The sequence below is a fragment of the Allorhizobium sp. Av2 genome (genome assembly GCF_021462805.2).
GTDB classification, from domain to species: domain Bacteria; phylum Pseudomonadota; class Alphaproteobacteria; order Rhizobiales; family Rhizobiaceae; genus Allorhizobium; species Allorhizobium vitis_G.
The window spans coordinates 1,656,266-1,680,053 of record NZ_CP192696.1 but is presented as its reverse complement, the minus strand read 5'-3'; the positions used below and the strand labels follow the sequence as shown (position 1 = coordinate 1,680,053).

Below are 23,788 nucleotides of genomic sequence, written 5' to 3'. Positions count from 1 at the left end.
CCTATAGCATCCTGCTGACTCCAGTGTTCTGCACGATGCTATAGCGCTGCGATAATCTTTGCGGCATTGGCCTTCAACACGTCGATATTTTCCATGCCACCCACATGCGGCTTCAACGGCTGACCGTCATGGCGGGGAATCACGTGAAAATGCAGGTGGAACACGGTCTGGCCTGCGGCAGGCTCGTTGAATTGCGCAACGTAGACACCGTCGGCATCAAAGGCCTGTTTGACGGCAGCAGCCAGTTTCTGCACGACTGGAATGAGTTTTGCCAGCACAGCCGGATCGGCATCCAGCAGATTGCGGGAACCCTGTTTTGGAATCACCAGGCAATGGCCCGGTGCCTGTGGCATTACATCCATGAAGGCCAGCGCGTCGTCATCCTCATAGAGCTTGATTGAGGGGATGTCGCCCTTGAGGATCTTGGCGAAAATATTGTCTGGATCATAGGCCGAAATGGTCATTATCTGTCTCCGTTACCGGGTCTTGTCTATCCTGGTCCTGACCTGTCAATCAAGGTCAGCCATCGATTTCCTCGCCGTCGCGCGGCTGGCGTTCGCCCTTGCGAAACGGCGTATGTTCGCCGAGATAGGCACCGATGTGCTCCACCTCTTCGCGTTCGCGTTCCAGATAGTCGGCGATGGCCCGGCGCAGGCCCGGATGGGCGATGTAATGGGCGGAATGGGTGGTAACCGGCTGGTAGCCGCGCGCCAGCTTATGCTCGCCTTGCGCCCCCGCTTCGACCTTTTTCAGCCCCTTGGCCAAGGCAAAGTCGATGGCCTGATGGTAGCAGACCTCGAAATGCAGAAAGGGGTGATCCTCGCTACAGCCCCAATGGCGACCGAACAGCGTATCCTCGCCGATGAAGTTGATGGCGCCCGCCACATAGCGGCCATCGCGTTTGGCCATCACCAGGAGAATGTCTTCAGGCATGCGTTCGCCGATCAGCGAGTAGAATTGCCGGGTCAGGTAGGGCTTGCCCCATTTTCGGCTGCCGGTATCCATGTAGAAGGTGAAAAACTGGTCCCAGATCGCTTCGGTCAGGTCGCTGCCGGTCAGCCAATCGATGGTAATGCCGTTTTCCAGCGCCGCTCGCCGCTCTTTCTTCAAGGCCTTGCGTTTGCGCGAGGCTAGCGTTTCCAAAAAGGCGTCGTGATTGGCGTAGCCCTGGTTGATGAAGTGGAATTGCTGATCCAGCCGATGCAGGAAATCTGCATCCTCGAAATGCTCGAGCTCGTTTTCCGGCAGGAAGGTCGCATGAGCTGAGGAGACGCCGAGCTTGCGGGATATTTCCGCAAAGCTGGAGGCCAGAGAGGCGCGAGCGCTTTCCGGCTCAACGCCATCTGCAACCATCAACCTCGGGCCGGTTGCGGGCGTAAACGGGATGGAGGCCTGCAATTTCGGATAATATTGCCCGCCCGCCCGCTCGAATGCATCGGCCCAGCCCTGGTCGAAGACATATTCACCCCGGCTATGGCTCTTGAGATAGCAGGGCATGGCACCGAGCAATTGCCCATCGCCATCCTCCATCAGCAAATGATGGCCAAGCCAGCCGGTTTTGGCGGTGGCAGAGCCCGATTCTTCCAATGCCGAAAGATAGGCCCAGCTGTTGAACGGATTATAGGCTTCGCCTCCCGATGCCTTGGCGGCACCGGAAAGCCTGTTCCATGCGCTTTGGTTGATGGCCTTGAAGGACTGCTCAACCCGAATGATGACCTCTTGTGTCATGCCACTCCATTACAAGATTATGATGCCACGGTGTCGCGCGGGTCAAAGCCTTCAAACGTCATTTGATCTGCGTAAGTATAGGTGTGGGCGCGCATGATTTCATCCCGCACCGTCCAGGTGATCACTGGAATGTTTTTCTGCCGCTGCGCCTCGATGAAGCTGTTGGGCAAATGGGCGACGCAATAGGAGATGAAATCCAGACCGAGCTGCATGGCCTCGTCATGGACAAAGAAGTTTTCCGGCTTGGCGCCTTCGGCGGTCAGTCCGACCGGGTAGGGGCAGTCATTGGCCTTCAGCTCTTTCAAAAGATGATGGTCGAAGCTCATCAGCGCGACTTTGCCCTGGTAGCCGGTGAGAACCTCCAGCACATCCTCGACAAAGCCCTCGTCATCGCCGAGCCTGCCCTTTAGCTCAATTACCAGCGGCACCTGGCCCTTGACCAGATCGAGCAATTGCCGCAGCGTCGGCACCTTGTCGGCTGTACCGCCGACCGACATCATTTTCAGTTCCGCCGAGGTACGGGCGCGCACGTCGCCGGTCATGTTGCACAGACGCTGCATGTCGTCGTCGTGAAACACCACCGGTACGCTGTCCGTGGTGTATTGCAGGTCGCATTCGATGGCGAAACCGGCGTCTATGGCGCGGGCGGCGGCCGACAGCGTGTTTTCCCAGACCAGCTTGTTCTGGTCGTGAAAACCGCGATGGGCAACCGGCGTTTCTTTGATCCAGCTGGCATCCGTCACAGGCGGATCTCCAGGATGGCATCGATCTCGACAGCGGCGTTCATCGGCAGGGCGGCCATGCCCACGGCGGCGCGCGCATGTTTGCCAGCCTCACCCAGCACCGAGGCGATCAGGTTGGAAGCGCCGTTGATCACCAGATGCTGATCGGTAAAGCCGGGGCCTGAGGCCACGAAGCCGTTGAGCTTGATGACTCGGACAATGCGGGAAAGGTCGCCGTCTAGTGCCGATTTTGCCTGGGCCAGAATATTGATGGCGCACAGTTCTGCGGCGTGCTGTGCCGAGGCCAGGTCCACATCGCTGCCGACCAGGCCGGTCACGGCAATTTTGCCGGCTTCCATTGGCAATTGGCCGGAGAGATAAAGCAGGTTGCCGCTGATGACATAGGGTACATAATTGGCAGCAGGTGCTGCGGCCTGGGGCAGGGTAATGCCAAGGGCGGCAAGGCGGCTGTCGATAGTGTCGGACATGATCAAATCCCAGCTAGCATGAAAACGGAAACGTGGTGATAAACTCAGGCAAGTTGCGTAAGCGCCTCGCTTTTGACAACTCAGTTCTTATAGCATCAAGCCAGACCGCAACAGGAGAATATCGATGCCGCAGTTGACCTTGGCCCTTGTTATGGCATTGACGGCAAACACCGCGGTGACATCCGTGAAGGTCGATCCGCAGGCTGTAGGCGATCTTGCGCCGCATCGCGCCACCTATGATATCAAGCTGAAAAAGGCGACAGACCAGTCAGGTGTCGACAATATGAGCGGCCGGATGGTCTATGAGTTCAACGGCTCGGCCTGTGACGGCTATTCCACCAGCTTCCGATTCGTCACCAAAATCGAGACCGGCGATCAGGTCAGCGTCACCGACCAGCAGGTTCGGACTTTCGAGGACATGGCAGCCAGACGGTTCGATTTCGAATCGAAAAGTTTTACCGACGACAAGCTGGACAAGGATGTCAAAGGGGCGGCTGCGGCAAAAACCGATGGCCTGCGTATCGAGTTAAAGGAGCCGCAGAAGAAGGAGCTGGAACTGGCCTCGGCCCGCTTCCCGGCCCAACATATGCTTGATATGATCGACCGCGCCAGGAAGGGTAATCGCTTCTTCGAGGCTCGTGTGTTTGATGGCACGGAAGACGGCGACAAGAGCTATTTGACCACGACGGTGCTGGGAACATCGAAAAAGCTGACGGGCGATACCAAGGACCCCCTGTCGGGCCGTACCTATTGGCCGGTCGCCATTGCTTATTACGACGACAAGTCGGATGGCGATCAATTGCCGGTCTATACCCAGTCCTTCGACCTCTATGACAATGGAGTGACGCGCGACCTGACGCTGGATTACGGTGATGTTGTCCTGACGGGCAAGCTTTCCAAGCTGGAATTGCTGCCGCCGACGGCCTGCAAGGCGCAAAAGTAGCAATTGCAGGCTTTTTCTCGGCCCTACACTTGCCTTGTCCGTCAAATCGTTCTATGGCGACCGGCATTCCACACGTGAAGCTTGGGATAGGCCGGGAGACATCCGGTCCGTTCCGCCCGGTGGCGTTTTGAAAAAGACGCTGTTTGCTTCACGGGGGTTCAACCGGAAAAGGAGAAAAAGGCATGGCATTGCCTGATTTTAGCATGCGTCAGCTTCTGGAAGCTGGCGTTCACTTCGGCCACCAGACACATCGCTGGAACCCGAAGATGAAGCCGTATATCTTCGGCGATCGTAACAACATTCACATCATCGACCTGGCTCAGACCGTACCGATGCTGTCGCGCGCCCTTCAGGTCGTATCTGACACGGTTGCTCGTGGCGGTCGCGTTCTGTTCGTCGGCACCAAGCGTCAGGCCTCTGACCTGATCGCCGATGCTGCCAAGCGTTCGGCCCAGTATTACGTCAACTCCCGCTGGCTCGGCGGCATGATGACCAACTGGAAGACCATTTCCAACTCGATCCAGCGCCTGCGCAAGCTCGACGAAATCCTGAACTCGGAAGCCCAGGGCTTCACGAAGAAGGAACGTCTGAACCTTGAGCGCGAACGCGAAAAGCTTGACAAGGCTCTCGGCGGTATCCGCGACATGGGCGGCACCCCGGACCTGATGGTGATCGTTGACACCAACAAGGAAAAGATCGCTATCGATGAAGCCAAGCGCCTGGGCATTCCGGTCGTTGCCATCATCGACTCGAACTGCGATCCGGACCTGATCGATTACCCGATCCCGGGCAATGACGACGCATCGCGCGCCATCGCTCTCTACTGCGACCTGATCTCGCGCGCTGCCATCGACGGTATCGCTCGCCAGCAGGGTTCGTCTGGTCGTGATATCGGCGCCATGGTTGAGGCTCCGATCGAGCCGGCTCTGGAAGGCTCTGCCGAGGCTTGATGCAATCGGATGCATGAAGGCGGGCTTGCCCCGCCTTTGACAAAAGATTGATGGGCCGCCCGTCAGCGTCAGGCTGTGCGGCGGCCCGCTCTTTTGAATGGCTTCCCTTTTGCGGGAGCCGCCTTGCGGTTTCCCCGCTCGCGTGATGACGTGATTTCATCACGCTGTAACATTTCCGGGTACAAGTCGTGCCCAATCCGGGCGCCGGTTTCAGGCATCTGTCCTTTGGCCCGCCCCTGAACAGACAAAGAGGCAAACAATGACCGAGATCACTGCTGCAATGGTGAAGGAACTGCGCGAAAAGTCCGGCGCAGGCATGATGGACTGCAAAAAAGCGCTGGCTGAAAATGGCGGCGACATGGAAGCATCCATCGACTGGCTGCGCGCCAAGGGCATTGCCAAGGCCGACAAGAAGTCTGGCCGTACCGCAGCCGAAGGCCTGATCGGTATTGCCAGCGCCGGCACCACCGCCGTTGTCGTCGAAGTCAATTCCGAAACCGACTTCGTTGCCCGCAACGATGCCTTCCAGGACATGGTCCGCGGCATTTCTACCGTAGCGCTTTCCACCGACGGCACTGTCGATGCCATCAATGGGGCAAACTATGCCGCGACCGGCAAGACAGTGTCCGATTCGATCAAGGATGCGATTGCCACCATCGGCGAAAACATGGCCCTTCGCCGCGCCACGCAGCTGAAGGTTGAGGACGGCGTTGTCGCCACCTACGTCCACAATGCCGTTGCTGACGGTCTTGGTAAGCTCGGTGTGCTGGTTGCCCTGAAGTCGACTGGCAACAAGGAAGCTCTCAACACCATCGGTCGTCAGATCGCCATGCATGTTGCCGCCACCAACCCGCTGGCCGTGCGCGCTGAAGAAGTAGATGCTGCTGTTGCCGAACGCGAGCGCAATGTGTTCATCGAGCAGTCGCGCGAGTCGGGCAAGCCGGAAAACATCATCGAAAAGATGGTTGAAGGCCGGATGCGCAAGTTCTTCGAAGACGTGGCCCTGCTGTCGCAGGCTTTCGTTATCAATCCTGACCTGACCGTTGCCGCCGCCCTCAAGGAAGCCGAAAAAGACGTTGGCGCACCGATCGAGATCACCGGCATCGCCCGCCTGCTGCTGGGTGAAGGCATCGAGAAGGAAGAGAGCGATTTCGCTGCCGAAGTGGCTGCTGTCGCCAAGGGCTGATCGGTCTTTACCGTAAAACATTCCAATCATGGGAAAAGTCAGGGCATCGCGTGACAACGCGGTGCCCTTCGTGTATCCGGCATTGCTGGTGCCCGCGCTTCTTGTCCGCTGCGGTCCATTTCGTGACGTTTTTCACCATTGCGGCCTCTGTTTCATCGTCCGCCGGTCTTCAAGCCGGGGTGTTTCATCAGGCGGCAGGTTCAATTCCAGGAGAGACCATGACCTCCAAGCCCATTTATCAACGAGTTCTTCTCAAAGCTTCCGGCGAAGCCCTGATGGGCAGCCAGGGCTTCGGCATCGATGTCGCGGTCGCCGACCGGATCGCCGGTGATATCGCCGAGGCGCGCGCCATGGGCGTCGAAGTCGGCGTCGTGGTCGGCGGCGGCAACATCTTTCGTGGCGTTGCCGTCGCCTCCAAGGGCGGCGACCGGGTAACCGGTGACCATATGGGCATGCTCGGCACGGTCATCAATGCGCTGGCGCTGGCAACCTCGCTGCGCAAGCTGGACATCGACACCGTGGTGCTTTCGGCCATTGCCATGCCGGAAATCTGTGAGAGTTTTTCGCAGCGCGTCGCGGTTCATCATCTGTCGCAAGGCAGGGTGGTGATTTTCGCTGGCGGCACCGGCAATCCATTCTTCACCACCGATTCTGCCGCAGCCCTGCGCGCTGCCGAAATGGGTGCGCAGGCGATTTTCAAAGGCACCCAGGTGGACGGCATTTATACCGCCGACCCTAAAAAGGACCCGACAGCCACCCGTTTCGACCATATTACCCATGCTGAAGTGCTCGAAAAGGGCCTGGCGGTGATGGATGTCACCGCCGTTGCCCTGGCACGGGAAAACCGGATCCCGATCATCGTCTTCTCCATCCACGAAAAAGGTGGCTTCAGCGCCATCCTGCAAGGCGGCGGTGTGAAAACAGTCGTTAATGACGATTGACGGAGGCGAATGGCAGCCGGGACCGATTGACAGACGGATCGTTTCACGTTTTCAAGGCGTCACTGAAGAATTGTCGGAGACTGTAAGATGACAGCAGGTATTGATCTCAACGATATCAAGCGCCGTATGGATGGCGCGATCAACGCATTCAAGAGCGACCTCGCCTCGTTGCGCACCGGTCGCGCCTCGGCCAACATTCTCGACCCGGTCATGGTTGAAGCCTATGGTTCGCGCGTTGCGCTGAACACCGTGGCCAATATCACCGTGCCGGAACCGCGCATGCTGGGTGTCTCCATCTGGGACAAGAGCATGGTTGGTGCGGTTGACAGGGCAATCCGGGAATCCAATCTCGGCCTCAACCCGATTGTCGACGGCCAAAACCTGCGCATTCCCCTGCCTGAGCTGAACGAAGAGCGCCGCAAGTCGCTGGTCAAGGTGGCGCATGGTTATGCCGAAAACTCGAAAGTCGCGATCCGCCATGTTCGCCGCGATGGTATGGACAGCCTGAAGAAGGCTGAAAAAGATGGCGAAATCGGTAAGGATGATGCGCGCAGCCTTTCGGAAAAGCTGCAAAAGATGACGGATGACACGATTTCCGATATCGATCGCTTGCTTGCTGAAAAGGAAAAGGAAATCATGCAGGTCTAATCTGCACATTTCGCCTTCTCTGCGACGCCAATGCAGGACCTGATATGACGACTTTGGATATTTCCACCGTTCCCGAGCACGTTGCCATCATTATGGATGGCAACGGACGCTGGGCCAATCAGCGCGGCATGCCGCGCGCTTATGGCCATCGGCAGGGAATGGAAGCCTTGCAGACCGTCGTTCGCACGGCAGGCGAAATCGGCGTGCGCTATCTGACCCTGTTTGCGTTTTCATCCGAAAACTGGCGCAGGCCGGAAACCGAGATCACCGACCTGTTCGGTTTGCTCAAGACCTTCGTGCGCCGTGACCTCGCCGAGCTTCGTGCCAATAACGTGCGGGTGCGGATCATCGGTGAACGCACTTCGCTGAAGAGCGATATTCTCAAGCTGCTGATCGAGGCAGAGGAGACCACCCGCACCAATACCGGCATGACCATGGTGATTGCCTTCAATTATGGTGCGCGCGATGAGATGACCAGGGCGGTCTCAGCCCTGGTGCGCGATGTGCAGGCAGGGCTTTTACCGGCCAGCGCCATTACACAGGAGGCGATTTCAGCCAGATTGGATACGGCGGGAATACCTGACCCCGATCTGATCATCCGCACCAGCGGCGAAGAGCGCCTGTCGAATTTCCTGCTCTGGCAGGCCGCCTATTCCGAATTGATCTTCGTCCCGGAATATTGGCCCGATTTTAGCCGCGAGAATTTTTTGGCGACCTTGGAACTCTATGCCTCCCGCAATCGGCGGTTCGGCGGCCTGGCACCTGCCGCCGCCGTGGTTGCCGGATCGTAGCCGGCCATGACCAGAGAACTCAGGCTCCGTATCTTGTCTTCCATCGTCATGGTCGCGGTGGTGCTCGCCGCCACCTGGACCGGTGGCCTGCCTTTCCGGGGGCTCGCCGCCGTCATCGGCCTTGCCGTGTTCTGGGAATGGTCGACGATGACCCGGCTCGGCGAGGTCAGTATCCGCGGTCTTGCCATTGGCTGGCTTTCGGTTGCGGTCATTGCCGGCAATGTTGTGGCGGGCGATACCTCTTTAAGTCTCCCCTTGCTTTCCGGGTTCACACTGACGCTGGTTTTCCTTACATTTTTGCGTCGCTGGTCCTGGTGGCTTGCTGGTGGCGTATTTTATGCCGGAGCCTGTATTGTCACTTTGGCGTCCATTCGCGATGATGATGCCATCGGCTTTGTCGCCATGCTTTTTGTCTTCGTCATTGTCTGGAGCACGGATATTTTCGCCTATTTCGTCGGGCGCACGCTTGGTGGCCCGAAGCTGGCGCCCCGCATATCGCCGGGCAAGACTTGGTCCGGTGCCATCGGTGGAACCGTGGCCGCCATCATCGGCGGGTATGCGGTGACGGCATCCTATTTCACGGTTTATGGCTGGTGGATACCTGCGCTGGCGCTGGTCTTGTCCATTTGTAGCCAAATGGGAGACCTGTTCGAATCCTTCGTCAAGCGGCGCTGCGGAGCCAAGGATTCCAGTCATCTGATTCCCGGCCACGGCGGGGTGATGGATAGGGTCGACGGACTGGCGACCGCAAGCTTCGCGGCATTTATGATTGCTATGGTCGTTGCTGCGATCAACAACGGAGTGACCGATTCGGTTGGCGGACTGTTGTTCGATTTCGCCGGTCACTGACATTCGGTTGACGGTCGGTCGGTTTCTGCCATCGCCGGTGGTGATGTGTATGCTTTACGGCGGTGCCAATCTGGCGCATAGGTAAAGCGAGTATATGAGAAGGGCGTCCTATGGCTGTTATCGGTTTCCTGACGGGTTATATCATTCCCTTCGTTCTGGTCCTGTCGCTGATCGTTTTCGTGCATGAAATGGGCCATTATCTGGTTGGGCGCTGGTCGGGTATCAGGATTCTCGCATTCTCTCTGGGGTTCGGCCCGGAGCTGATTGGCTTCAATGACCGCCACGGCACGCGCTGGAAACTGAGCGCCATTCCCTTGGGGGGCTATGTGCGCTTCTTCGGTGATGCCGATGCGTCCAGCAAGACCGATACTGCGGAGTTTGAGGCCCTCAGCCCTGAGGACCGCGCCCGCACACTGAACGGCGCAAAACTGTGGAAAAGGGCGGCCACCGTTGCCGCTGGGCCAATTGCTAATTTCCTGCTGGCAATTTTAATTTTTTCGGTAACGTTCAGCCTTTATGGAAAACCCGTTTCCGATCCTGTCGTGGCAGAGGTCAAGCCTGCGAGTGCGGCGGCTGAAGCCGGTGTGCAGCCGGGAGACATCCTGGTGGCGCTCGATGGCAGCAGCGTCAAGACCTTTGACGATGTGGTCCGCTATGTGAGCGTTCGCCCGCTTGTGCCAATCGTCGTCACGGTCAAGCGTGGTGAATCCCAGGTGGATCTATCGATGACGCCGCGCCGGACCGAAACCACCGACCGCTTTGGCAACAAAATGGAAGTGGGCCAGATCGGCATTATGACTACGGCTGCCAGCGGCAATTTTCGTGTGGAAAAACTGGGGCTTATCGAATCGGTTAGCGCCGGGGTCGATCAGACGTGGAACATCGTGACGGGTACTTATGATTATCTGGCAAACCTGTTTGCTGGACGAATGAATGCCGATCAGCTGGGGGGACCTATCAGGGTTGCGCAGGCTTCCGGTCAGGTTGCCACACTTGGTGTTGTGGCTTTGCTGCAATTGGCGGCAGTTTTGTCGGTTTCCATTGGGTTACTGAACCTTATGCCGGTTCCGGTGCTTGATGGCGGCCATTTAATCCTCTATGCGCTAGAAGCAGTACGTGGAAAACCAGTCAGTGCCGGTGCGCAGGAAATCGCGTTCAAGGTAGGGATGGTCATGATTCTGTCGCTGATGGTGTTCGCTACATGGAACGATATCAGCCGGTTGATTGGCTGAGTGGTTCTTGCATTGATGATAAGGATTTGTTTACGATGTTTCAACTTGGTAGTGGCGAATACGCCACGTGTTGAAACGAAGTAAATGGAAATTAACCACTGGTCTTGCTTGTAGAGCAAAAGCGGTTAAAACCACCAACGGACCGGAGTCGGTTTAAAGACCGAGGGACAACGGAAAAAAGGTTAGAAGTTCACATGAAGGCTGGTTCAAAGTTTTTGAACGCGGTGTCAGCGATTGCGCTGTCTGCTGGTGTAGTTTCGTTAAGTGCAGGCCTCGCAGTTGTGGCATCTGCCTCTGTTGCCAATGCGGCGTTGATCCAGCGGATTGATGTGCGTGGCGCGACGCGTGTCGGGACGGAGGCTGTTCGTTCCAACTTGACGATCCAGCCTGGAAAGGCCTTTTCCAATTCCGACATCGACGATTCGGTGAAGCGTCTTTACGCCACGGGTTATTTTTCCGATGTGAAGATTTCGGTTTCCGGTAGCGCGCTGGTGGTTACGGTCAACGAGAACCAGTTGGTCAACCAGGTCGTGTTCAACGGCAACCGGAAGATCAAAGACGACAAGCTGTCGACCGTTATCCAGACTCAGTCGCTCGGTCCTTATAGCCAGGAACTCATCCAGGCCGATATTGCCCGCATCAAGCAGGCCTATGCCGCCATCGGCCGCAGTGAAGTCGAAGTGACTACGCAGACCGCGCCGGTTGGTCCAGGTCGCGTCAATCTCGCCTTTATCGTCAATGAAGGTGATCGTACCAAAATCGCTGCGATCAACTTCGTCGGCAATCACGCCTATGGCGATAGCCGCCTTGCGGCTGTTATCACCACCAAGAAATCTAATCCTTTGTCGTTCCTGACCCGTAAGGATGTCTATAACGACGATAAGTTGAAGGCTGACGAGGAAGCTCTGCGTCAGTTCTATTACAATCATGGTTATGCCGATTTCCGGATCACGTCTTCGGATGCCGCGCTTAACGAGCAGACCAACGAATATACCGTCAACATCACGGTTGACGAAGGTCAGCGTTACAAATTCTCCGACATCAATGTCGAAAGCTCTGTTGAAGGCGTGGACCCGACTGAGTTGAAGGGTCTTGTGACGACGTCGCCGGGCGGCGTGTACAGCGCCCGCGAAATCCAGAAATCGATGGAAGCAATCCAGCAGCGTGTTTCCGCTAAGGGTTATCCATTCGCCCGTGTTGTTCCGCGCGGCAACCGCGATATGGGCAATGGCACGATTGGCGTCACCTATATGGTTGACCAGGGCGAGCGCGCCTATGTCGAGCGCATCGAGGTCAAGGGCAACACCCGCACCCGCGATTACGTTATCCGCCGCGAATTCGACATCAGCGAAGGTGACGCTTTCAACCAGGAAGTCATTACCCGCGCTAAGCGCCGTCTTGAAGCGCTGGGCTATTTCAGCTCGGTCAATATCACGACGGCTCAGGGCAGTGCGCCAGACCGCGTCATCATTGTCGTCAATGTTGAAGACCAGTCGACCGGCTCCTTCGGTATCGGCGCTGGCTATTCCGTTGGTGGCGATGGACTGATCCTGGAAGCGTCTGTTGAAGAAAAGAACTTCCTCGGTCGCGGTCAGTATATCCGTATTGCGGCTGGTGCCGGTACGGATGACAGCCAGACCTACAATCTGTCGTTCACCGAGCCCTACTTCCTCGGCTATCGCCTTGCTGTTGGTTTCGACCTGTTCAAGAGCAGCACAAGCAGCAACGATTATTACGATTACAACGAACAGGGTGGTACTCTGCGCGTAACTGCGCCGATTACTGAAGATCTGGCAACGACGTTCCGCTACACCTACAAGCAGATCAAGTACAAGGGCGTTGACGACTGGACGACGTCGCTTTCGCAGCCCTATCAGGATCTGATCAACGGCAGCCCATGGGTCGTGTCTTCGGTTTCGCAGACTTTGACCTATAATTCGCTGGATGATAAAAATCTGCCGCATGAAGGCATCTATGCGACATTCACCCACGAGTTTGCCGGCCTCGGTGGCGATTCCGAGTACTACAAGCTCTATGGTAAAGCCCGTATCTTCAAGAGCCTGTCGGACGAACATGATATTATCGGATCGCTTTCTGCCGGCGCTGGCCATGTTATGGCTACAGGTGACAACCTGAATGTCTTCGACCAGTTCCAGATCGGCGGTAAGGAAATCCGCGGCTTTGAGAACAATGGTATTGGTGTTCGCATGCCGAACAGCAACGACGACTCCTTGGGCGGCACCACCTACTTCACCGCCTCTGCTGAAGCGAGCATGCCTATTCCAGGCGTTCCGCAGGATGCAGGCTTCCGTATCGCTGTCTTCTCGGATGCCGGTACGCTTTACGGCAATGAAGTGAAGAACAGCGCTGGAGCACAGGGCACAGACATGGCATGGCGTGCATCTGTTGGTGCCGGTATCGTCTGGGCATCTCCTTTCGGTCCGCTACGCTTCGATTACGCACAGCCTATCCTCAAGGAAGATTACGACAAGGTGCAGCAGTTCCGATTCTCCATTGCGAACCAGTTCTGATTTCTATAGTCCGAACCTCAGACAAACTCACTCGTCTGGGACATTGGTGTGATGGAGCATGAAACTTTTTATCCGCCCCACGCGGGCGTCAGTTTGAAAGAACTGGCGGACCGTCTTGGGGCGGAACTGTTACAGGGTGAGGCGGGCGACCGCGTCATTCGTTCGGTGGCACCGGTCTACCGGGCAAAGCCGAGCGATATTTGTTATATCCTGTCGAGGCGCAACAAAGCCGAACTCGAAACCTGTGATGCTGGGGCAATCCTTTGCGACGCCGCGCTGCGCTCGCTGATCCCTGAGCATATTCCGGTCTTGTTGATCAAAAATCCCCATGCGGCTTTTGCGATCGCAGGGCAGTTTCTGCATCCGGAGGGCAAACAGCCTTTGCCTGTGGCCCGGCCGGGCGCTCCCGACATTTCCCCTGCGGCCTTTGTCGATCCGACGGCCCTTCTTGAGGACGGAGTTGTGGTCGAGCCCATGGCGGTGATCGGTGCGGATGTAGAAATCGGCGCTGGTAGTCTGATCGGTGCGGGCGCAGTGATTGGCCGTGGTGTCAAGATCGGTCGCGATTGTTCGATTGCCGCAGGCACCAGTATTATTGCTAGCTATATCGGCAATGGCGTTATCATCCATAACGGGGCACGCATCGGCCAGGATGGTTTTGGCTATGCGCCAGGCCCGCGCGGCATGGTGAAAATCGTGCAGATCGGACGGGTGATCATCCAGGACAATGTGGAAATCGGCGCCAATACGACGATTGACCGCGGAACGATGGATGACACTGTCATCGGCGAAGGAACCAAGATAGACAATCAGGTCCAGATCGCTCACAACGTGCGCATCGGCCGCCATTGCGGCATCGTTGCCCAGGTTGGCATTGCCGGCAGCACGGTGATTGGCGATGGCGTTTTGATTGGTGGTGGCTCTGGCGTTAACGGCCATATCAAGATAGGTGACGGTGTTCAGATTGCCGCTATGAGCGGTGTTATTGGCGATCTTCCGCCGGGCGAGAAATTCGGTGGTATTCCGGCACGTCCGCTTGGGGATTTTCTCAGGGATTGCGCCCAGATCATGGGACGGTCTGAAGGCAAGTCGAAGGTTGGAAAGGGGCAGAAATGACCGTTGAGCAGAAAGAGTTGGGACGCGCGGATATTCTGGAGATCATGAAGCTCCTGCCACATCGCTATCCCTTCCTGCTGGTGGATCGCATCATCGACATCGATGGCGACAATGCGGCCATCGGCATCAAGAATGTAACCGCAAACGAACCACAGTTTACCGGACATTTTCCCGAACAGCCAATCATGCCAGGGGTGCTGCTGATCGAAGGCATGGCGCAGACGGCAGGGGCGATCTGTGCCCGCAAGGCCGGAACGGCTGGCGATCTCGTGTATTTCATGACGATCGACAATGCGAGGTTCCGCAAGCCTGTTGTGCCGGGCGACCGTGTAGAGTTCCACGTCACCAAGCAGAAACAGCGCGGTAATGTGTGGAAGTTCCACTGCGATGCCAAGGTGGATGGCGCGCTTGTGGCAGAAGCCGATATCGGGGCAATGATCGTCAATAAGGAAGCCCAATGACTGTTATTCCAGCCAGTGCCCGCATTCATCCCTCCAGTGTCATCGAAGATGGCGCGGTGATCGGGGAAAATGTCACGATAGGACCGTTCTGCCATATCGGTCCCAAGGTCGTGTTGGGCGATGGTGCTGAGTTCATGTCGCATGTGGTGCTGACGGGAAAGACCATTGTCGGCAAGAATAGCCGGATATTTCCCAATGCGGTCATCGGCGGTGAGCCGCAGAGCATCCATCATGCAGGCGAAGAGACAACCTTGACCATCGGCGACAATTGCACGATGCGTGAAGGCGTGACGATCAATTGCGGCACGGTGGAAGGCGGCGGCCACACGGTGGTCGGCAGCAATAATTTGTTCCTGGCCAATTCCCATGTGGCGCATGATTGCCAGCTCGGCAATCATATCATTCTGTCCAACAACGTGATGTTGGCTGGCCATGTCAAAATCGGCGACCGGGCCATCCTCGGCGGCGGTTGCGCCGTTCACCAGTTCACGCGTATCGGACGGCAGGCCTTTATCGGCGGGCTGACGGCGTGCAGCTACGATGTCATTCCCTACGGCATGCTGAACGGCAATCCCGGTCTGCTGGGTGGATTGAATGTGGTCGGCATGACCAGGGCCGGAGTGGAACGCGCCACCATTCACCGCGTCCGTAAGGCCTATAAGGCATTGTTCGATGAAGAAGGTGCTATTCGTGAAAAGGCTGCGGCCATTCGCGAAGAGTTTGCCGATTGCGCCGAGGTCATTGAAATCCTGGATTTCATTGTTGCCGAAAGCGACCGGGCGCTCTCGTCGCCGTTCCGTGGCAAGAGCTGAGGGATGAGCGGCCCGCAGGGGCGTCTCGCCATCATTGCCGGCAGCGGTATGCTGCCGGTCTATGTCGCCGAAGCAGCGCGGGCGGCGGGTGAAGATCCGTTCATCCTGCCGCTGAAAAACGAGGCGGACCAGCGCTGGGAGGGTTTCCAGTCCTCCGTGATCGGGGTTGGCGATATGGCGGGCTTGTCGAGCCTGATTAAGCGACATGGCATCAAACGGGTGGTGATGTCTGGAGGCGTTAAAAAGCGTCCGAATTTCAAAGAGATCCACGTTAATCTTCGCTTTTTGGTGAAGCTGCCTTTTGCGGTAAAAACCCTGCTATCGGGTGGTGATGACGCCGTGCTGAAAATGGTCATTCAACTGATCGAGTCGCAGGGTTGCCGGGTGGTGGGCGCGCATGAAATTGCGCCTCAATTGCTGGCAGAGCTTGGGCCGCTCGGTTCGTCCAGACCGACGGATGATGACAGGCGCGACATTGCCGCTGCCGCCAAAGCCGCCGATGCGTTGGGCCGGCTGGATGTCGGGCAGGGAGCCGTTAGCGTTGGGGGGCGTATCGTTGCTCTTGAAGGGGTTGAAGGAACGGACCGGATGTTACAGCGCGTTGCCGAACTTCGCGCCGAAGGGCGGATTTCATCGCGGCGGCGCGGCGTGTTGGTCAAGCTGTGCAAACCGCAGCAGGATATTCGCGCCGACCTGCCGACCATCGGGCAATCGACCATCGAAAATGCTGCCCGGGCCGGGCTTTCCGGCATCGCGGTCCAGGCCGGGCGCGCGCTGCTTTTGCAACGCCAGGAAACCTTGAGACAGGCAGATGCGGCGGGTATTTTTATCTCCGGTATTGAATTGGGACCTGAGGGCGAAGCCCGATTAGACTAACATGAGGGTGAAGCCTGATTAGGCCTGGCCTGAGGGAGATGGATCATGGAAAACCGGCCACTGAAGATCGCGGTCATTGCCGGTGAAGTCTCCGGCGATTTGCTGGGTGCTGACCTGATTGCGGCGCTGAAGCAGTGCCATGACGGGGAGATCACGCTGATCGGCGTCGGTGGACCGGCGCTGGAGGCGCAGGGTCTGACCTCACTGTTTGATTTTTCGGAATTGTCGGTCATGGGCATTACCCAGGTCTTGGCCAAGCTGCCGCGTTTCCTGACATTGATCGGCACGACCGCCAAAGCGATTGTCTCAGCCAAGCCAGATCTGCTGCTGATCGTCGACAGCCCGGATTTTACCCATCGCGTTGCAAAAAAGGTGAGGGCGGCCTGCCCGACCATGCCGGTGGTCAATTATGTCTGCCCGAGCGTCTGGGCGTGGAAGGAGTATCGGGCCAAGGCCATGCTGGCCTATGTCGATAGCGTTTTGGCCGTCCTGCCGTTCGAGCCAGCCGTGATGGAGCGGCTTGGCGGGCCGGAAACGCATTTTGTCGGTCATCGACTGGTCACCAGTCCCGCCATGTTGGCTTGCAGGGCAGATCGGCTGCTGCGTCCGCTCGCCGCCGCAGAGGAGCCGAAAACCATCATGCTGCTGCCGGGATCGCGCGGCGCGGAAATTTCGGCGCTGACGCCGGTGTTTCGTGATGCGGCCCGTATTTTCGTTGAGCGCAACGGGCCGACGCGGTTTGTGCTGCCGACCGTGCCGCGCCGAGAGCGTCAGGTGCGTGAAGCTGTTGCCAATTGGGAAGAAAAGCCTGACGTGGTCGTTGGGGAGGACGCCAAGTGGCGGGCCTTTGCCGAGGCGGATGCGGCGATTGCTGCCTCCGGCACGGTGCTGCTGGAGCTTTGCCTGGCTGGCGTGCCTGTTGTCTCCACCTACAAGACCGATTGGCTGATCAAGCTGCTGCACAGCCGGATCAAGACATGGACTGGTGCCTTGCCAAGCATCATTGCCGATTATGTCGTGGTACCGGAATATCTGAACGAGCAATTGCGCGGCGCATCGCTGGCCCGCTGGATGGAGCGCCTATCCTCGCAGACGCGGGAGCGGCAAGCGATGACCGAGGGCTTCGATCTGGTCTGGCAGAAAATGCAGACGGAAATCCCCGCCGGAGAGGCGGGGGCGAAGATCGTGCTTGATCTTTTGAAGACCCGCTCAATTATCTGAGTGTTAGCCTAGCCGCTCGCCATGCCAGCGCAGATGGTCTTCCATGAATGTCGAGATGAAATAATAGGAATGGTCGTAGCGCTCGTGCAGCCGCAGCGTCAGGCCGATATCGGTATTTTTCACCGCCTCTTCCAGCAGCCAGGGCTGTAGCCCGGTTTCGAGGAAACTATCGGCCTTGCCCTGGTCCACCAGGAATTCCGGAAAGCGCGCTCCATCCTCGATCAGAGCGCAGGCATCATACTGACGCCAGAGGGCACGGTCTGGACCGAGATATTTCTCAAAAGCGTCCTGCGTCCAGTCAGCTTTCAGCGGGCTGACAATTGGGGCAAAAGCAGAGCAGCTCTTGAAGCGGTCGGGATGTTTCAGCGCGATGGTCAATGCGCCATGGCCGCCCATCGAATGGCCGAAAATGCCCTGGCGGCTCATGTCAGCGCGGAACTGTTCAGCAATCAGCGCGGGCAATTCCTCTGTGATGTAGCTGTACATCTGGAAATGTTCGGCCCACGGCGTTTCGGTGGCATTCAGATACATGCCTGCACCTTTGCCCATTTTCCAGTTGGTCAACTCATCCGGCACGTCATTGCCGCGCGGGCTGGTGTCGGGACAGACGATGATCAGGCCGAGTTCTGCGGCCAGTCGACGATACTCGCCCTTTTCCATCACATTGGCATGGCTGCAGGCCAGGCCGGACAGATACCAGAGCACCGGGCGCTTTTCGGTGATTGCCTGGGGGGGCACGAAGACGGCAAAGGTCATTTCGCAACCGGTGACATCGGACTGGTGCGAAAACACGCCCTGCATGCCGCCAAAGGCGGTGTTTTGCGACAGGATATTCATGAAACTTGGCTCCTGCTGATCAATTGGCTATCGAGACGACGGCGTTGACGGCTGCCGCGACCAGGATTGTGTTGAAGAAGAACGAGACGATGGAATGGGCGAGGTTGAGCCGCCGCATGGCCGTGGTGGTGATGGCGACATCTGATGTCTGGGCGGTCATGCCGATAACGAAGGCGAAATACAGGAATTCATAGCCGCCTGGCTCCGGCGTGTCGGGAAAATCCAGACCGCCGGAAGGGCCTGGGTCGGGAGTGCTTGTCAAATGGCGCCAATAATCATGCGCGTAATGCATGGCAAACATGGTGTGAATGGTGAACCAGCCGCTGATGACCGACACAAATGCCAGCGACACTTCCAGCAGGCTGGGAGAACCGGCCCGGTTCAAGGCGTTGAACAAAGCGGCCACCGCAGCCACCACCGCCAGCAGGCTGACCAGCGGGATGACGATGGTCGGGGCATCGTCGCGTTGTGGGCTGTTTTTCAGGCGTTCGGCGGTGATGCCGGGGATGCGTTTGATCATCAACGCGACATAGAGCACGAAAAACACGATGGCCGAAGACTCGACGGCCAAGGCAGGGCGGATCCACAGAAAGACCGGCAAAGTCAAAAGGCCGAGGAGACCGGACGCATAGAACGGGCTGTGCCTGTGGCGTCTCAATGCATAGAAACGAGGCTTTTTCTTCGAGGTCATAATGGGGGCGTGTCCTGACGGAGGGATTTGCAGCGGCGGCAAAGCCTATCCAGTGTTTCCAAAAACTGCGAGCGGTCGCGGGGGCTGAAGGCGCGGTTATAGCCTTTGCTTTCGCCGGTCTCGCGCAAATGGGCGCCGAGATCGCGCATGGCGGTTGCCATGCCGATATTGGTCTCATCGAACATCCGTCCCGTCGGCCCGGTGACGAAAGCGCCCGCGGCCACACAGCGCCCGGCCAGCGGCACATCGGCGGTAATGACGATATCGCCTGGTCCAGCCCGTTCGGCGATCCAATCGTCAGCGGCATCAAAACCATTGGAGACGATAACATTCGTCACCATCGGATCGCGAGAAGGACGCAGGCCGGAATTGGCAACGAAGGTCACCTGTATGTCGCGGCGCTCGGCCACTTTCAACACCTCTGCTTTCACTGGGCAGGCATCGGCATCCACATAGATCATTGGTTTCAGGCCCTCCCGATGGAGACCGCACGGACCATGTCGACATGGGCAATGCCGTCCTCCAGGTATTCCGCCGAGACAGGAAGAAAACCAAAGGACTGATAGAAAAGTTGCAGATGGCTTTGCGCGGAAAGCGCAATCGGACTTGAGGGAAAACGCTGTTCGCATGCCGCAATGGCTTCGCGCATCAAGGCATCGCCAAGCCGCTTGCCGCGATGGGAGCGCGAGACGACAACGCGCCCGATCTTGACAGGGCAGGAAGGCTCCTCCGGCGTTAAAAGCCGAGCGCTCGCGATGAGATCGTCCCCGTCTGCCAGCCGCAGATGCAGGGCGTCGATATCCTTGCCATCAAGCTCGGAATACGCGCATTTCTGCTCGACGACAAAGACGTCGACGCGCAATTTCAGGAGGTCATAGAGGTCTCGTGCGGAGAATGCATCCAGTCTCCGCACGTCAACCCGATAAGGCATATTTGCCATCAATAGAGAACCACACTGCGGATGCTTTCGCCGGAATGCATCAGCTCGAAGCCCTTGTTGATGTCCTCGAGCGGCATGGTGTGGGTGATCATCGGGTCGATCAGGATCTTTCCTTCCATGTACCACTCAACAATCTTCGGCACGTCGGTGCGACCCCGCGCGCCGCCAAAGGCTGTGCCCATCCAGTTGCGGCCGGTGACCAGCTGGAACGGACGGGTGGAGATTTCCTGACCGGCACCCGCAACGCCGATGATGATCGATTTGCCCCAGCCGCGATGCGAGGATTCCAGCGCCTGGCGCATCACCTTGGTGTTGCCGGTGCAATCGAATGTGTAATCGGCACCGCCGATCAGGTCGCCATTGCGCTTCGTCAGGTTGACCAGATAGGCCACGATGTCGCCATCGACTTCGGTCGGATTGACGAAATGCGTCATGCCGAACTTTTCGCCCCAGGCCTTGCGGTCATTGTTGATATCGACACCGATGATCATGTCGGCGCCTGCAAGGCGCAGGCCCTGTAGTACGTTGAGGCCGATGCCGCCCAGACCAAAGACGATGGCGGTGGCGCCGATCTCGACCTTGGCGGTGTTGATCACCGCACCGATACCGGTGGTGACGCCGCAGCCGATATAGCAGATCTTGTCGAAAGGCGCGTCGGGATTGACCTTGGCGAGCGCGATTTCAGGCAGGACGGTGAAATTGGCGAAGGTTGAGCAGCCCATGTAATGATGGATCTTGTCCTTGCCGATGGAAAACCGCGATGTGCCATCCGGCATGACGCCCTGGCCCTGGGTGGAACGGATGGCGGTACACAGATTGGTCTTGCGCGACAGGCAGGAATAGCATTCGCGGCATTCTGGCGTATAAAGCGGGATGACGTGATCGCCCTTTTTCAGCGAGGTAACACCCGGCCCGACATCCACGACGATGCCAGCCCCTTCATGGCCGAGAATGGCCGGAAACAGGCCTTCCGGATCGGCGCCAGACAAGGTGAAATCATCGGTATGGCAGATGCCTGTGGCCTTGACTTCAACCAGCACTTCGCCAGCCTTTGGGCCGTCCAGTTGCACGGTCATGATTTCAAGCGACTTGCCTGCCTGGGTGGCAACGGCGGCGCGAACATCCATAAAGAAGTCTCCCTTGGTTTCTTGTCGGCGGAGTTTTGCACTGACTTGCGCAAAGCCTCAAGATACGGAAGGGGTTTTTCTCAAAACTCAGCCCAGCGCAAATCGTTTTTTGCGCTGCTGAAGAGGTAAGGTCTTTTCCTCTTTGTGGCCGCGGCTTGAGAAACGGCTGCGCAGCTCTCTTCCCTGTCTTTTCAGTGGATGAACGCTGCTTACGACCGTCTTTTCCGTGATACTGCCCAGATCCGGCATCTGGATGGACGCACTCTGCAAATCTGCCATCATCATGGAAATGTGTTGCAAAAGCCGCTGTTCGATGGGCGAGTTTGCCTTGCCATCGGTGGTGAAGGTGCTGATCAGCCATTGCAGTTTATAAGTGTCAATGCGGTTTTCCGGCGGGTGTTTGCGTAAAATGTAGGACGCCATGGAATCGATAAAATAGCCCTGCCATTCAGCGCATTTATCGGGACAGCATCCGTTCAGCACCAGAAGCGTCAATGCGTCCTCATGGCTGCAAACGCCATGCGGCAGGCCGTATGTCTTGAGAAGAACCACGTCATGGTGGTCCAATCTCTGCTTGCCGGCGATAACACATGCCGGAAACGAGAGACGAAATTCCCTCATAGTCGAAACCTCGTTTCATCATGAAACCGTAGATTGATCTAAAGGCCAATTCTTTCTTTCGCCATAACGAACGGAGTTTACAAAAGGTTACAATGAGCTGAAACGAGACGTTATATGCGCTGCACTGCGGATAACCACTCAAAATGCCCTGGTTTCGCCTGCCAAAAGAATGAATATGGATTTGCTCTTTTTTGGGTGTATTCAGATCACAGCCAGAGCCTTGTCGGCAGAGGCATTGCGGTGTTCGCGCCATAGAATGAACAGGCCGGAGGCGACGATGATGCCAATGCCAAGCCATTTCGATGGGGAGGGGAAATCCTCAAACAGCACGTAGCCGAGAATAGTTGCCGCGATGATCTCGAAATACTGGAACGGCGCGAGCACGGACAGCGGCGCCATGCGGAAAGCCTTCACCACGAGAAGGTGTATATGGCCTGAGAGAACACCGAGTAGCACCAGCAGCAGCAGACCGGTCACGCTGGTGGGAAGCGACGGTGTAAAATCGGCACTGCCTGCGGATTGGCCGATCAGCATCGCACCGCCCATGAAAATTGTACCACCGACGCCCGACATGGTCTGCATGGTCATTGGCGAATCGGCATTGCCGATGGCGCGGTTGAGAAACATGTAGAGGGCAAACAGGAAGGCGCATAGTACCGGCAGCAGCGAGGTTGCGCCGAAAACTTCCCAGCTTGGCTGGATGACAATCATCGCGCCGCCAAAGCCGATCAGGATGGCAAGCCAGCGCCGCCATCCGACCTTGTCGCCCAGAAACAGCGCCGAGAGGGCTGTCAGGATGAAGGGCTCGACGAAATAGATCGCGAACACATCGGCGAGCGGCATATATTTGACGGCGGCGAAAAAACACAGGCTTGCCGCGCCATGCAACGCGCCCCGCAGCAGGTTGAGAAACGGCCGCTTGGCGGTAAAGGCTTTGCTGCCTTGCAAGGCGATGAGAAAGGGCAGGGTGCAGGCAAGCTGGAAGAAGAAGCGGTAGAAGGTGATCTGTCCCGGCGACATGCCTTCGATATTGGCCATGTATTTGGCAATCGCATCCATGCCCGGCAGCACAAGCATGCAGCCTGCCATCAGCGCCATGCCGCGCAACGGATTGGAAAGATTGGCGGATGCAGATGTCATCGGAATATCCAGGTTTTCCGATGATGATCACGGGGCGAGGCCTTAATCAAGGCTTGGCTTGTAAAGGCAGGTTGAAAAAATTGTATGTAAGTTCAGGCGTGCGAATGCATAGGGGTCTCAGCCGCGGCTGTCGGCGCTGTTCTCGCAGGAAGTGCTGGCTGGATGGCGCGGCGGCGCTCAACGGTGGTTTGCAGTTGCGAGAGCAGAGCATAGCCTTCGCTCCACCGGCCAAAACCGCTTTGAGGATTGATATGGCCGACCGGGCCAAGATTGACCAGCCTGCTGCCCCAGCAGGACGCGGTGCGCTGCACTGTTTCGGTATCCATATAGGGATCGTTGCTGCTGCCGATCATCAATGAGGGAAAGGGCAGGCGCTGGCACGGCATTTCACCGAATTTAATAACATCGGGATGCTGATGTTCGGTGGTTTTCAGGTCGCAGGGTGCGACCAATAGCGCGCCACGGATCAGATGGCGAAGCGGACTATCGGCCATTTGGGCGGTCAGAAGGCAGCCCATACTATGGGCGACGATCCAAGCGCCTGACCTACACAACGCAAGCTGCTGTTCCAGCCGGGCTTTCCAGGCACCAAGCTCGGGATGAGCCCAATCGTCCTGCTCGACCATGATGCTGGTGGGCTGGTCTTCAACCCAATGCCGCTGCCAATGCCCGGCGGCTGAACCGTTCAGTCCCGGAACGACAAGTGTATCGATGCTACAGGTCTGGCTTGGCATGGCTGATCCTTTCCGTAACTGTCAGGACATCCGAACATGCCGATCCCGCGTCGATCATGCTCCGATATCGGTGATTATCGGTCCGAATCTGACCAAGGACGAGAAAGCTCCATCTATTCTCTGGTTTTTTAGTAGAAAATTTGACCGGATAAATGAAACTTCATTCCAGATATCCGGTCTTTATGGTGTTGCGGAAGGCTATT

Annotated in this window: 26 protein-coding genes; 14 read left to right on the top strand and 12 right to left on the bottom strand. The window is 57.4% G+C overall.

Translation table 11 applies throughout. From position 1 onward, the window contains the following. Positions 1–38: 38 nt before the first annotated feature. From FS819_RS08085 to FS819_RS08070, 4 genes are read right to left on the bottom strand one after another with little or no spacing between them, the layout of a single operon-like run. A complete protein-coding gene (locus tag FS819_RS08085) occupies positions 39–464 on the bottom strand; it encodes an HIT family protein (RefSeq protein ID WP_070164901.1) in 426 nt (141 codons plus the stop codon). A gap of 55 nt (positions 465–519) precedes the next feature. After that, on the bottom strand, positions 520–1,728 hold the full coding sequence (locus FS819_RS08080; RefSeq protein ID WP_156547625.1) for a GNAT family N-acetyltransferase: 1,209 nt from the start codon (positions 1,726–1,728) through the stop codon (positions 520–522). A 17-nt stretch (positions 1,729–1,745) separates the two neighbouring features. After that, complete coding sequence (locus FS819_RS08075) at positions 1,746–2,471, bottom strand: glycerophosphodiester phosphodiesterase (protein WP_234624422.1); 726 nt, start codon at positions 2,469–2,471, stop codon at positions 1,746–1,748. Next, the gene (locus tag FS819_RS08070) at positions 2,468–2,938 is read right to left on the bottom strand and encodes a RidA family protein (RefSeq protein ID WP_156547626.1); all 471 of its coding nucleotides are present in this window, start codon (positions 2,936–2,938) and stop codon (positions 2,468–2,470) included. The genes FS819_RS08075 and FS819_RS08070 overlap by 4 nt, the downstream gene beginning before the upstream one ends. 124 nt (positions 2,939–3,062) lie before the next feature. Here FS819_RS08070 and FS819_RS08065 point away from each other — a divergent pair, with 124 nt between their 5' ends. From FS819_RS08065 to lpxB, 14 genes are all read left to right on the top strand, one after another. Further along, positions 3,063–3,881 carry a cell envelope integrity EipB family protein gene (locus FS819_RS08065; RefSeq protein ID WP_156547627.1) on the top strand — a complete coding sequence of 273 codons (819 nt, stop codon included), beginning with the start codon at positions 3,063–3,065 and terminating at the stop codon, positions 3,879–3,881. 182 nt (positions 3,882–4,063) lie between these two features. Further along, on the top strand, positions 4,064–4,831 hold the full coding sequence (rpsB, locus tag FS819_RS08060; RefSeq protein ID WP_060717043.1) for a 30S ribosomal protein S2: 768 nt from the start codon (positions 4,064–4,066) through the stop codon (positions 4,829–4,831). A 259-nt stretch (positions 4,832–5,090) separates the two neighbouring features. Beyond that, a complete protein-coding gene (tsf, locus tag FS819_RS08055; RefSeq protein WP_156547628.1) occupies positions 5,091–6,017 on the top strand; it encodes a translation elongation factor Ts in 927 nt (308 codons plus the stop codon). A gap of 218 nt (positions 6,018–6,235) precedes the next feature. Beyond that, positions 6,236–6,958: a UMP kinase gene (gene pyrH, locus FS819_RS08050; protein ID WP_070164895.1), complete on the top strand. Its 723-nt coding sequence runs from the start codon at positions 6,236–6,238 to the stop codon at positions 6,956–6,958. An 87-nt stretch (positions 6,959–7,045) separates the two neighbouring features. Continuing rightward, positions 7,046–7,606, top strand: coding sequence for a ribosome recycling factor (gene frr, locus FS819_RS08045; RefSeq protein WP_015916229.1), 561 nt, complete (start codon positions 7,046–7,048; stop codon positions 7,604–7,606). A 44-nt stretch (positions 7,607–7,650) separates the two neighbouring features. After that, positions 7,651–8,397 carry an isoprenyl transferase gene (locus tag FS819_RS08040; protein ID WP_156547629.1) on the top strand — a complete coding sequence of 249 codons (747 nt, stop codon included), beginning with the start codon at positions 7,651–7,653 and terminating at the stop codon, positions 8,395–8,397. Between the two features lie 6 nt (positions 8,398–8,403). Next, positions 8,404–9,246: a phosphatidate cytidylyltransferase gene (locus FS819_RS08035; protein WP_156547630.1), complete on the top strand. Its 843-nt coding sequence runs from the start codon at positions 8,404–8,406 to the stop codon at positions 9,244–9,246. A gap of 110 nt (positions 9,247–9,356) precedes the next feature. Further along, entirely contained in the window at positions 9,357–10,478 is a 1,122-nt protein-coding gene (rseP, locus tag FS819_RS08030; protein WP_156547631.1) for an RIP metalloprotease RseP, read from the top strand. Between the two features lie 194 nt (positions 10,479–10,672). Then, positions 10,673–13,009 carry an outer membrane protein assembly factor BamA gene (gene bamA / locus FS819_RS08025; RefSeq protein ID WP_156547632.1) on the top strand — a complete coding sequence of 779 codons (2,337 nt, stop codon included), beginning with the start codon at positions 10,673–10,675 and terminating at the stop codon, positions 13,007–13,009. 51 nt (positions 13,010–13,060) lie between these two features. After that, positions 13,061–14,125, top strand: coding sequence for a UDP-3-O-(3-hydroxymyristoyl)glucosamine N-acyltransferase (lpxD, locus tag FS819_RS08020; protein ID WP_156547633.1), 1,065 nt, complete (start codon positions 13,061–13,063; stop codon positions 14,123–14,125). Beyond that, complete coding sequence (gene fabZ, locus FS819_RS08015) at positions 14,122–14,586, top strand: 3-hydroxyacyl-ACP dehydratase FabZ (RefSeq protein ID WP_015916223.1); 465 nt, start codon at positions 14,122–14,124, stop codon at positions 14,584–14,586. Before lpxD ends, fabZ begins: the two co-directional genes overlap by 4 nt. Continuing rightward, a complete protein-coding gene (lpxA, locus tag FS819_RS08010) occupies positions 14,583–15,398 on the top strand; it encodes an acyl-ACP--UDP-N-acetylglucosamine O-acyltransferase (RefSeq protein WP_156547634.1) in 816 nt (271 codons plus the stop codon). Before fabZ ends, lpxA begins: the two co-directional genes overlap by 4 nt. A 3-nt stretch (positions 15,399–15,401) precedes the next feature. Next, entirely contained in the window at positions 15,402–16,274 is an 873-nt protein-coding gene (locus FS819_RS08005; protein WP_156547635.1) for an LpxI family protein, read from the top strand. Positions 16,275–16,319: 45 nt separating this feature from the next. Then, positions 16,320–17,495 carry a lipid-A-disaccharide synthase gene (lpxB, locus tag FS819_RS08000; protein ID WP_156547636.1) on the top strand — a complete coding sequence of 392 codons (1,176 nt, stop codon included), beginning with the start codon at positions 16,320–16,322 and terminating at the stop codon, positions 17,493–17,495. A 3-nt stretch (positions 17,496–17,498) separates the two neighbouring features. On the opposite strand, the gene fghA is transcribed toward lpxB, so the two are convergent. The 8 genes from fghA to FS819_RS07960 form a co-directional block, all read right to left on the bottom strand. Next, a complete protein-coding gene (gene fghA, locus FS819_RS07995; protein ID WP_156547637.1) occupies positions 17,499–18,332 on the bottom strand; it encodes an S-formylglutathione hydrolase in 834 nt (277 codons plus the stop codon). Between the two features lie 19 nt (positions 18,333–18,351). Next, positions 18,352–19,023, bottom strand: coding sequence for a DUF1345 domain-containing protein (locus tag FS819_RS07990; RefSeq protein ID WP_156547638.1), 672 nt, complete (start codon positions 19,021–19,023; stop codon positions 18,352–18,354). Beyond that, positions 19,020–19,484: a YaiI/YqxD family protein gene (locus FS819_RS07985; RefSeq protein ID WP_156547639.1), complete on the bottom strand. Its 465-nt coding sequence runs from the start codon at positions 19,482–19,484 to the stop codon at positions 19,020–19,022. The genes FS819_RS07990 and FS819_RS07985 overlap by 4 nt, the downstream gene beginning before the upstream one ends. Positions 19,485–19,489: 5 nt before the next feature. Next, complete coding sequence (locus FS819_RS07980; RefSeq protein WP_156547640.1) at positions 19,490–19,963, bottom strand: GNAT family N-acetyltransferase; 474 nt, start codon at positions 19,961–19,963, stop codon at positions 19,490–19,492. Beyond that, positions 19,963–21,090 (bottom strand): S-(hydroxymethyl)glutathione dehydrogenase/class III alcohol dehydrogenase, encoded by a 1,128-nt coding sequence (locus tag FS819_RS07975; protein WP_156547641.1) that lies wholly within the window; start codon positions 21,088–21,090, stop codon positions 19,963–19,965. Before FS819_RS07975 ends, FS819_RS07980 begins: the two co-directional genes overlap by 1 nt. A gap of 87 nt (positions 21,091–21,177) precedes the next feature. Continuing rightward, positions 21,178–21,711, bottom strand: coding sequence for a hypothetical protein (locus FS819_RS07970; RefSeq protein WP_156547642.1), 534 nt, complete (start codon positions 21,709–21,711; stop codon positions 21,178–21,180). A 201-nt stretch (positions 21,712–21,912) separates the two neighbouring features. Then, positions 21,913–22,851 carry a DMT family transporter gene (locus FS819_RS07965; RefSeq protein ID WP_156547643.1) on the bottom strand — a complete coding sequence of 313 codons (939 nt, stop codon included), beginning with the start codon at positions 22,849–22,851 and terminating at the stop codon, positions 21,913–21,915. A gap of 92 nt (positions 22,852–22,943) precedes the next feature. Next, entirely contained in the window at positions 22,944–23,585 is a 642-nt protein-coding gene (locus FS819_RS07960) for an RBBP9/YdeN family alpha/beta hydrolase (RefSeq protein ID WP_156547644.1), read from the bottom strand. Positions 23,586–23,788 lie beyond the last annotated feature (203 nt).

What these genes read in the sequence shown, in the direction of transcription:
- pyrH (WP_070164895.1), top strand. Translation starts at nt 6,236, where the DNA reads ATGACCTCCAAGCCCATTTATCAACGAGTTCTTCTCAAAGCTTCCGGC.
- FS819_RS08065 (WP_156547627.1), top strand. Translation starts at nt 3,063, where the DNA reads ATGCCGCAGTTGACCTTGGCCCTTGTTATGGCATTGACGGCAAACACC.
- FS819_RS08035 (WP_156547630.1), top strand. Translation starts at nt 8,404, where the DNA reads ATGACCAGAGAACTCAGGCTCCGTATCTTGTCTTCCATCGTCATGGTC.
- rseP (WP_156547631.1), top strand. Translation starts at nt 9,357, where the DNA reads ATGGCTGTTATCGGTTTCCTGACGGGTTATATCATTCCCTTCGTTCTG.
- lpxB (WP_156547636.1), top strand. Translation starts at nt 16,320, where the DNA reads ATGGAAAACCGGCCACTGAAGATCGCGGTCATTGCCGGTGAAGTCTCC.
- FS819_RS07960 (WP_156547644.1), bottom strand. Translation starts at nt 23,585, where the DNA reads ATGCCAAGCCAGACCTGTAGCATCGATACACTTGTCGTTCCGGGACTG.
- FS819_RS07975 (WP_156547641.1), bottom strand. Translation starts at nt 21,090, where the DNA reads ATGGATGTTCGCGCCGCCGTTGCCACCCAGGCAGGCAAGTCGCTTGAA.
- lpxA (WP_156547634.1), top strand. Translation starts at nt 14,583, where the DNA reads ATGACTGTTATTCCAGCCAGTGCCCGCATTCATCCCTCCAGTGTCATC.
- lpxD (WP_156547633.1), top strand. Translation starts at nt 13,061, where the DNA reads ATGGAGCATGAAACTTTTTATCCGCCCCACGCGGGCGTCAGTTTGAAA.
- FS819_RS07980 (WP_156547640.1), bottom strand. Translation starts at nt 19,963, where the DNA reads ATGGCAAATATGCCTTATCGGGTTGACGTGCGGAGACTGGATGCATTC.
- FS819_RS08085 (WP_070164901.1), bottom strand. Translation starts at nt 464, where the DNA reads ATGACCATTTCGGCCTATGATCCAGACAATATTTTCGCCAAGATCCTC.
- FS819_RS07970 (WP_156547642.1), bottom strand. Translation starts at nt 21,711, where the DNA reads ATGAGGGAATTTCGTCTCTCGTTTCCGGCATGTGTTATCGCCGGCAAG.
- frr (WP_015916229.1), top strand. Translation starts at nt 7,046, where the DNA reads ATGACAGCAGGTATTGATCTCAACGATATCAAGCGCCGTATGGATGGC.
- tsf (WP_156547628.1), top strand. Translation starts at nt 5,091, where the DNA reads ATGACCGAGATCACTGCTGCAATGGTGAAGGAACTGCGCGAAAAGTCC.
- FS819_RS07965 (WP_156547643.1), bottom strand. Translation starts at nt 22,851, where the DNA reads ATGACATCTGCATCCGCCAATCTTTCCAATCCGTTGCGCGGCATGGCG.
- bamA (WP_156547632.1), top strand. Translation starts at nt 10,673, where the DNA reads ATGAAGGCTGGTTCAAAGTTTTTGAACGCGGTGTCAGCGATTGCGCTG.
- FS819_RS07990 (WP_156547638.1), bottom strand. Translation starts at nt 19,023, where the DNA reads ATGACCTCGAAGAAAAAGCCTCGTTTCTATGCATTGAGACGCCACAGG.
- fabZ (WP_015916223.1), top strand. Translation starts at nt 14,122, where the DNA reads ATGACCGTTGAGCAGAAAGAGTTGGGACGCGCGGATATTCTGGAGATC.
- FS819_RS08040 (WP_156547629.1), top strand. Translation starts at nt 7,651, where the DNA reads ATGACGACTTTGGATATTTCCACCGTTCCCGAGCACGTTGCCATCATT.
- FS819_RS08080 (WP_156547625.1), bottom strand. Translation starts at nt 1,728, where the DNA reads ATGACACAAGAGGTCATCATTCGGGTTGAGCAGTCCTTCAAGGCCATC.
- fghA (WP_156547637.1), bottom strand. Translation starts at nt 18,332, where the DNA reads ATGAATATCCTGTCGCAAAACACCGCCTTTGGCGGCATGCAGGGCGTG.
- FS819_RS07985 (WP_156547639.1), bottom strand. Translation starts at nt 19,484, where the DNA reads ATGATCTATGTGGATGCCGATGCCTGCCCAGTGAAAGCAGAGGTGTTG.
- FS819_RS08005 (WP_156547635.1), top strand. Translation starts at nt 15,402, where the DNA reads ATGAGCGGCCCGCAGGGGCGTCTCGCCATCATTGCCGGCAGCGGTATG.
- rpsB (WP_060717043.1), top strand. Translation starts at nt 4,064, where the DNA reads ATGGCATTGCCTGATTTTAGCATGCGTCAGCTTCTGGAAGCTGGCGTT.
- FS819_RS08070 (WP_156547626.1), bottom strand. Translation starts at nt 2,938, where the DNA reads ATGTCCGACACTATCGACAGCCGCCTTGCCGCCCTTGGCATTACCCTG.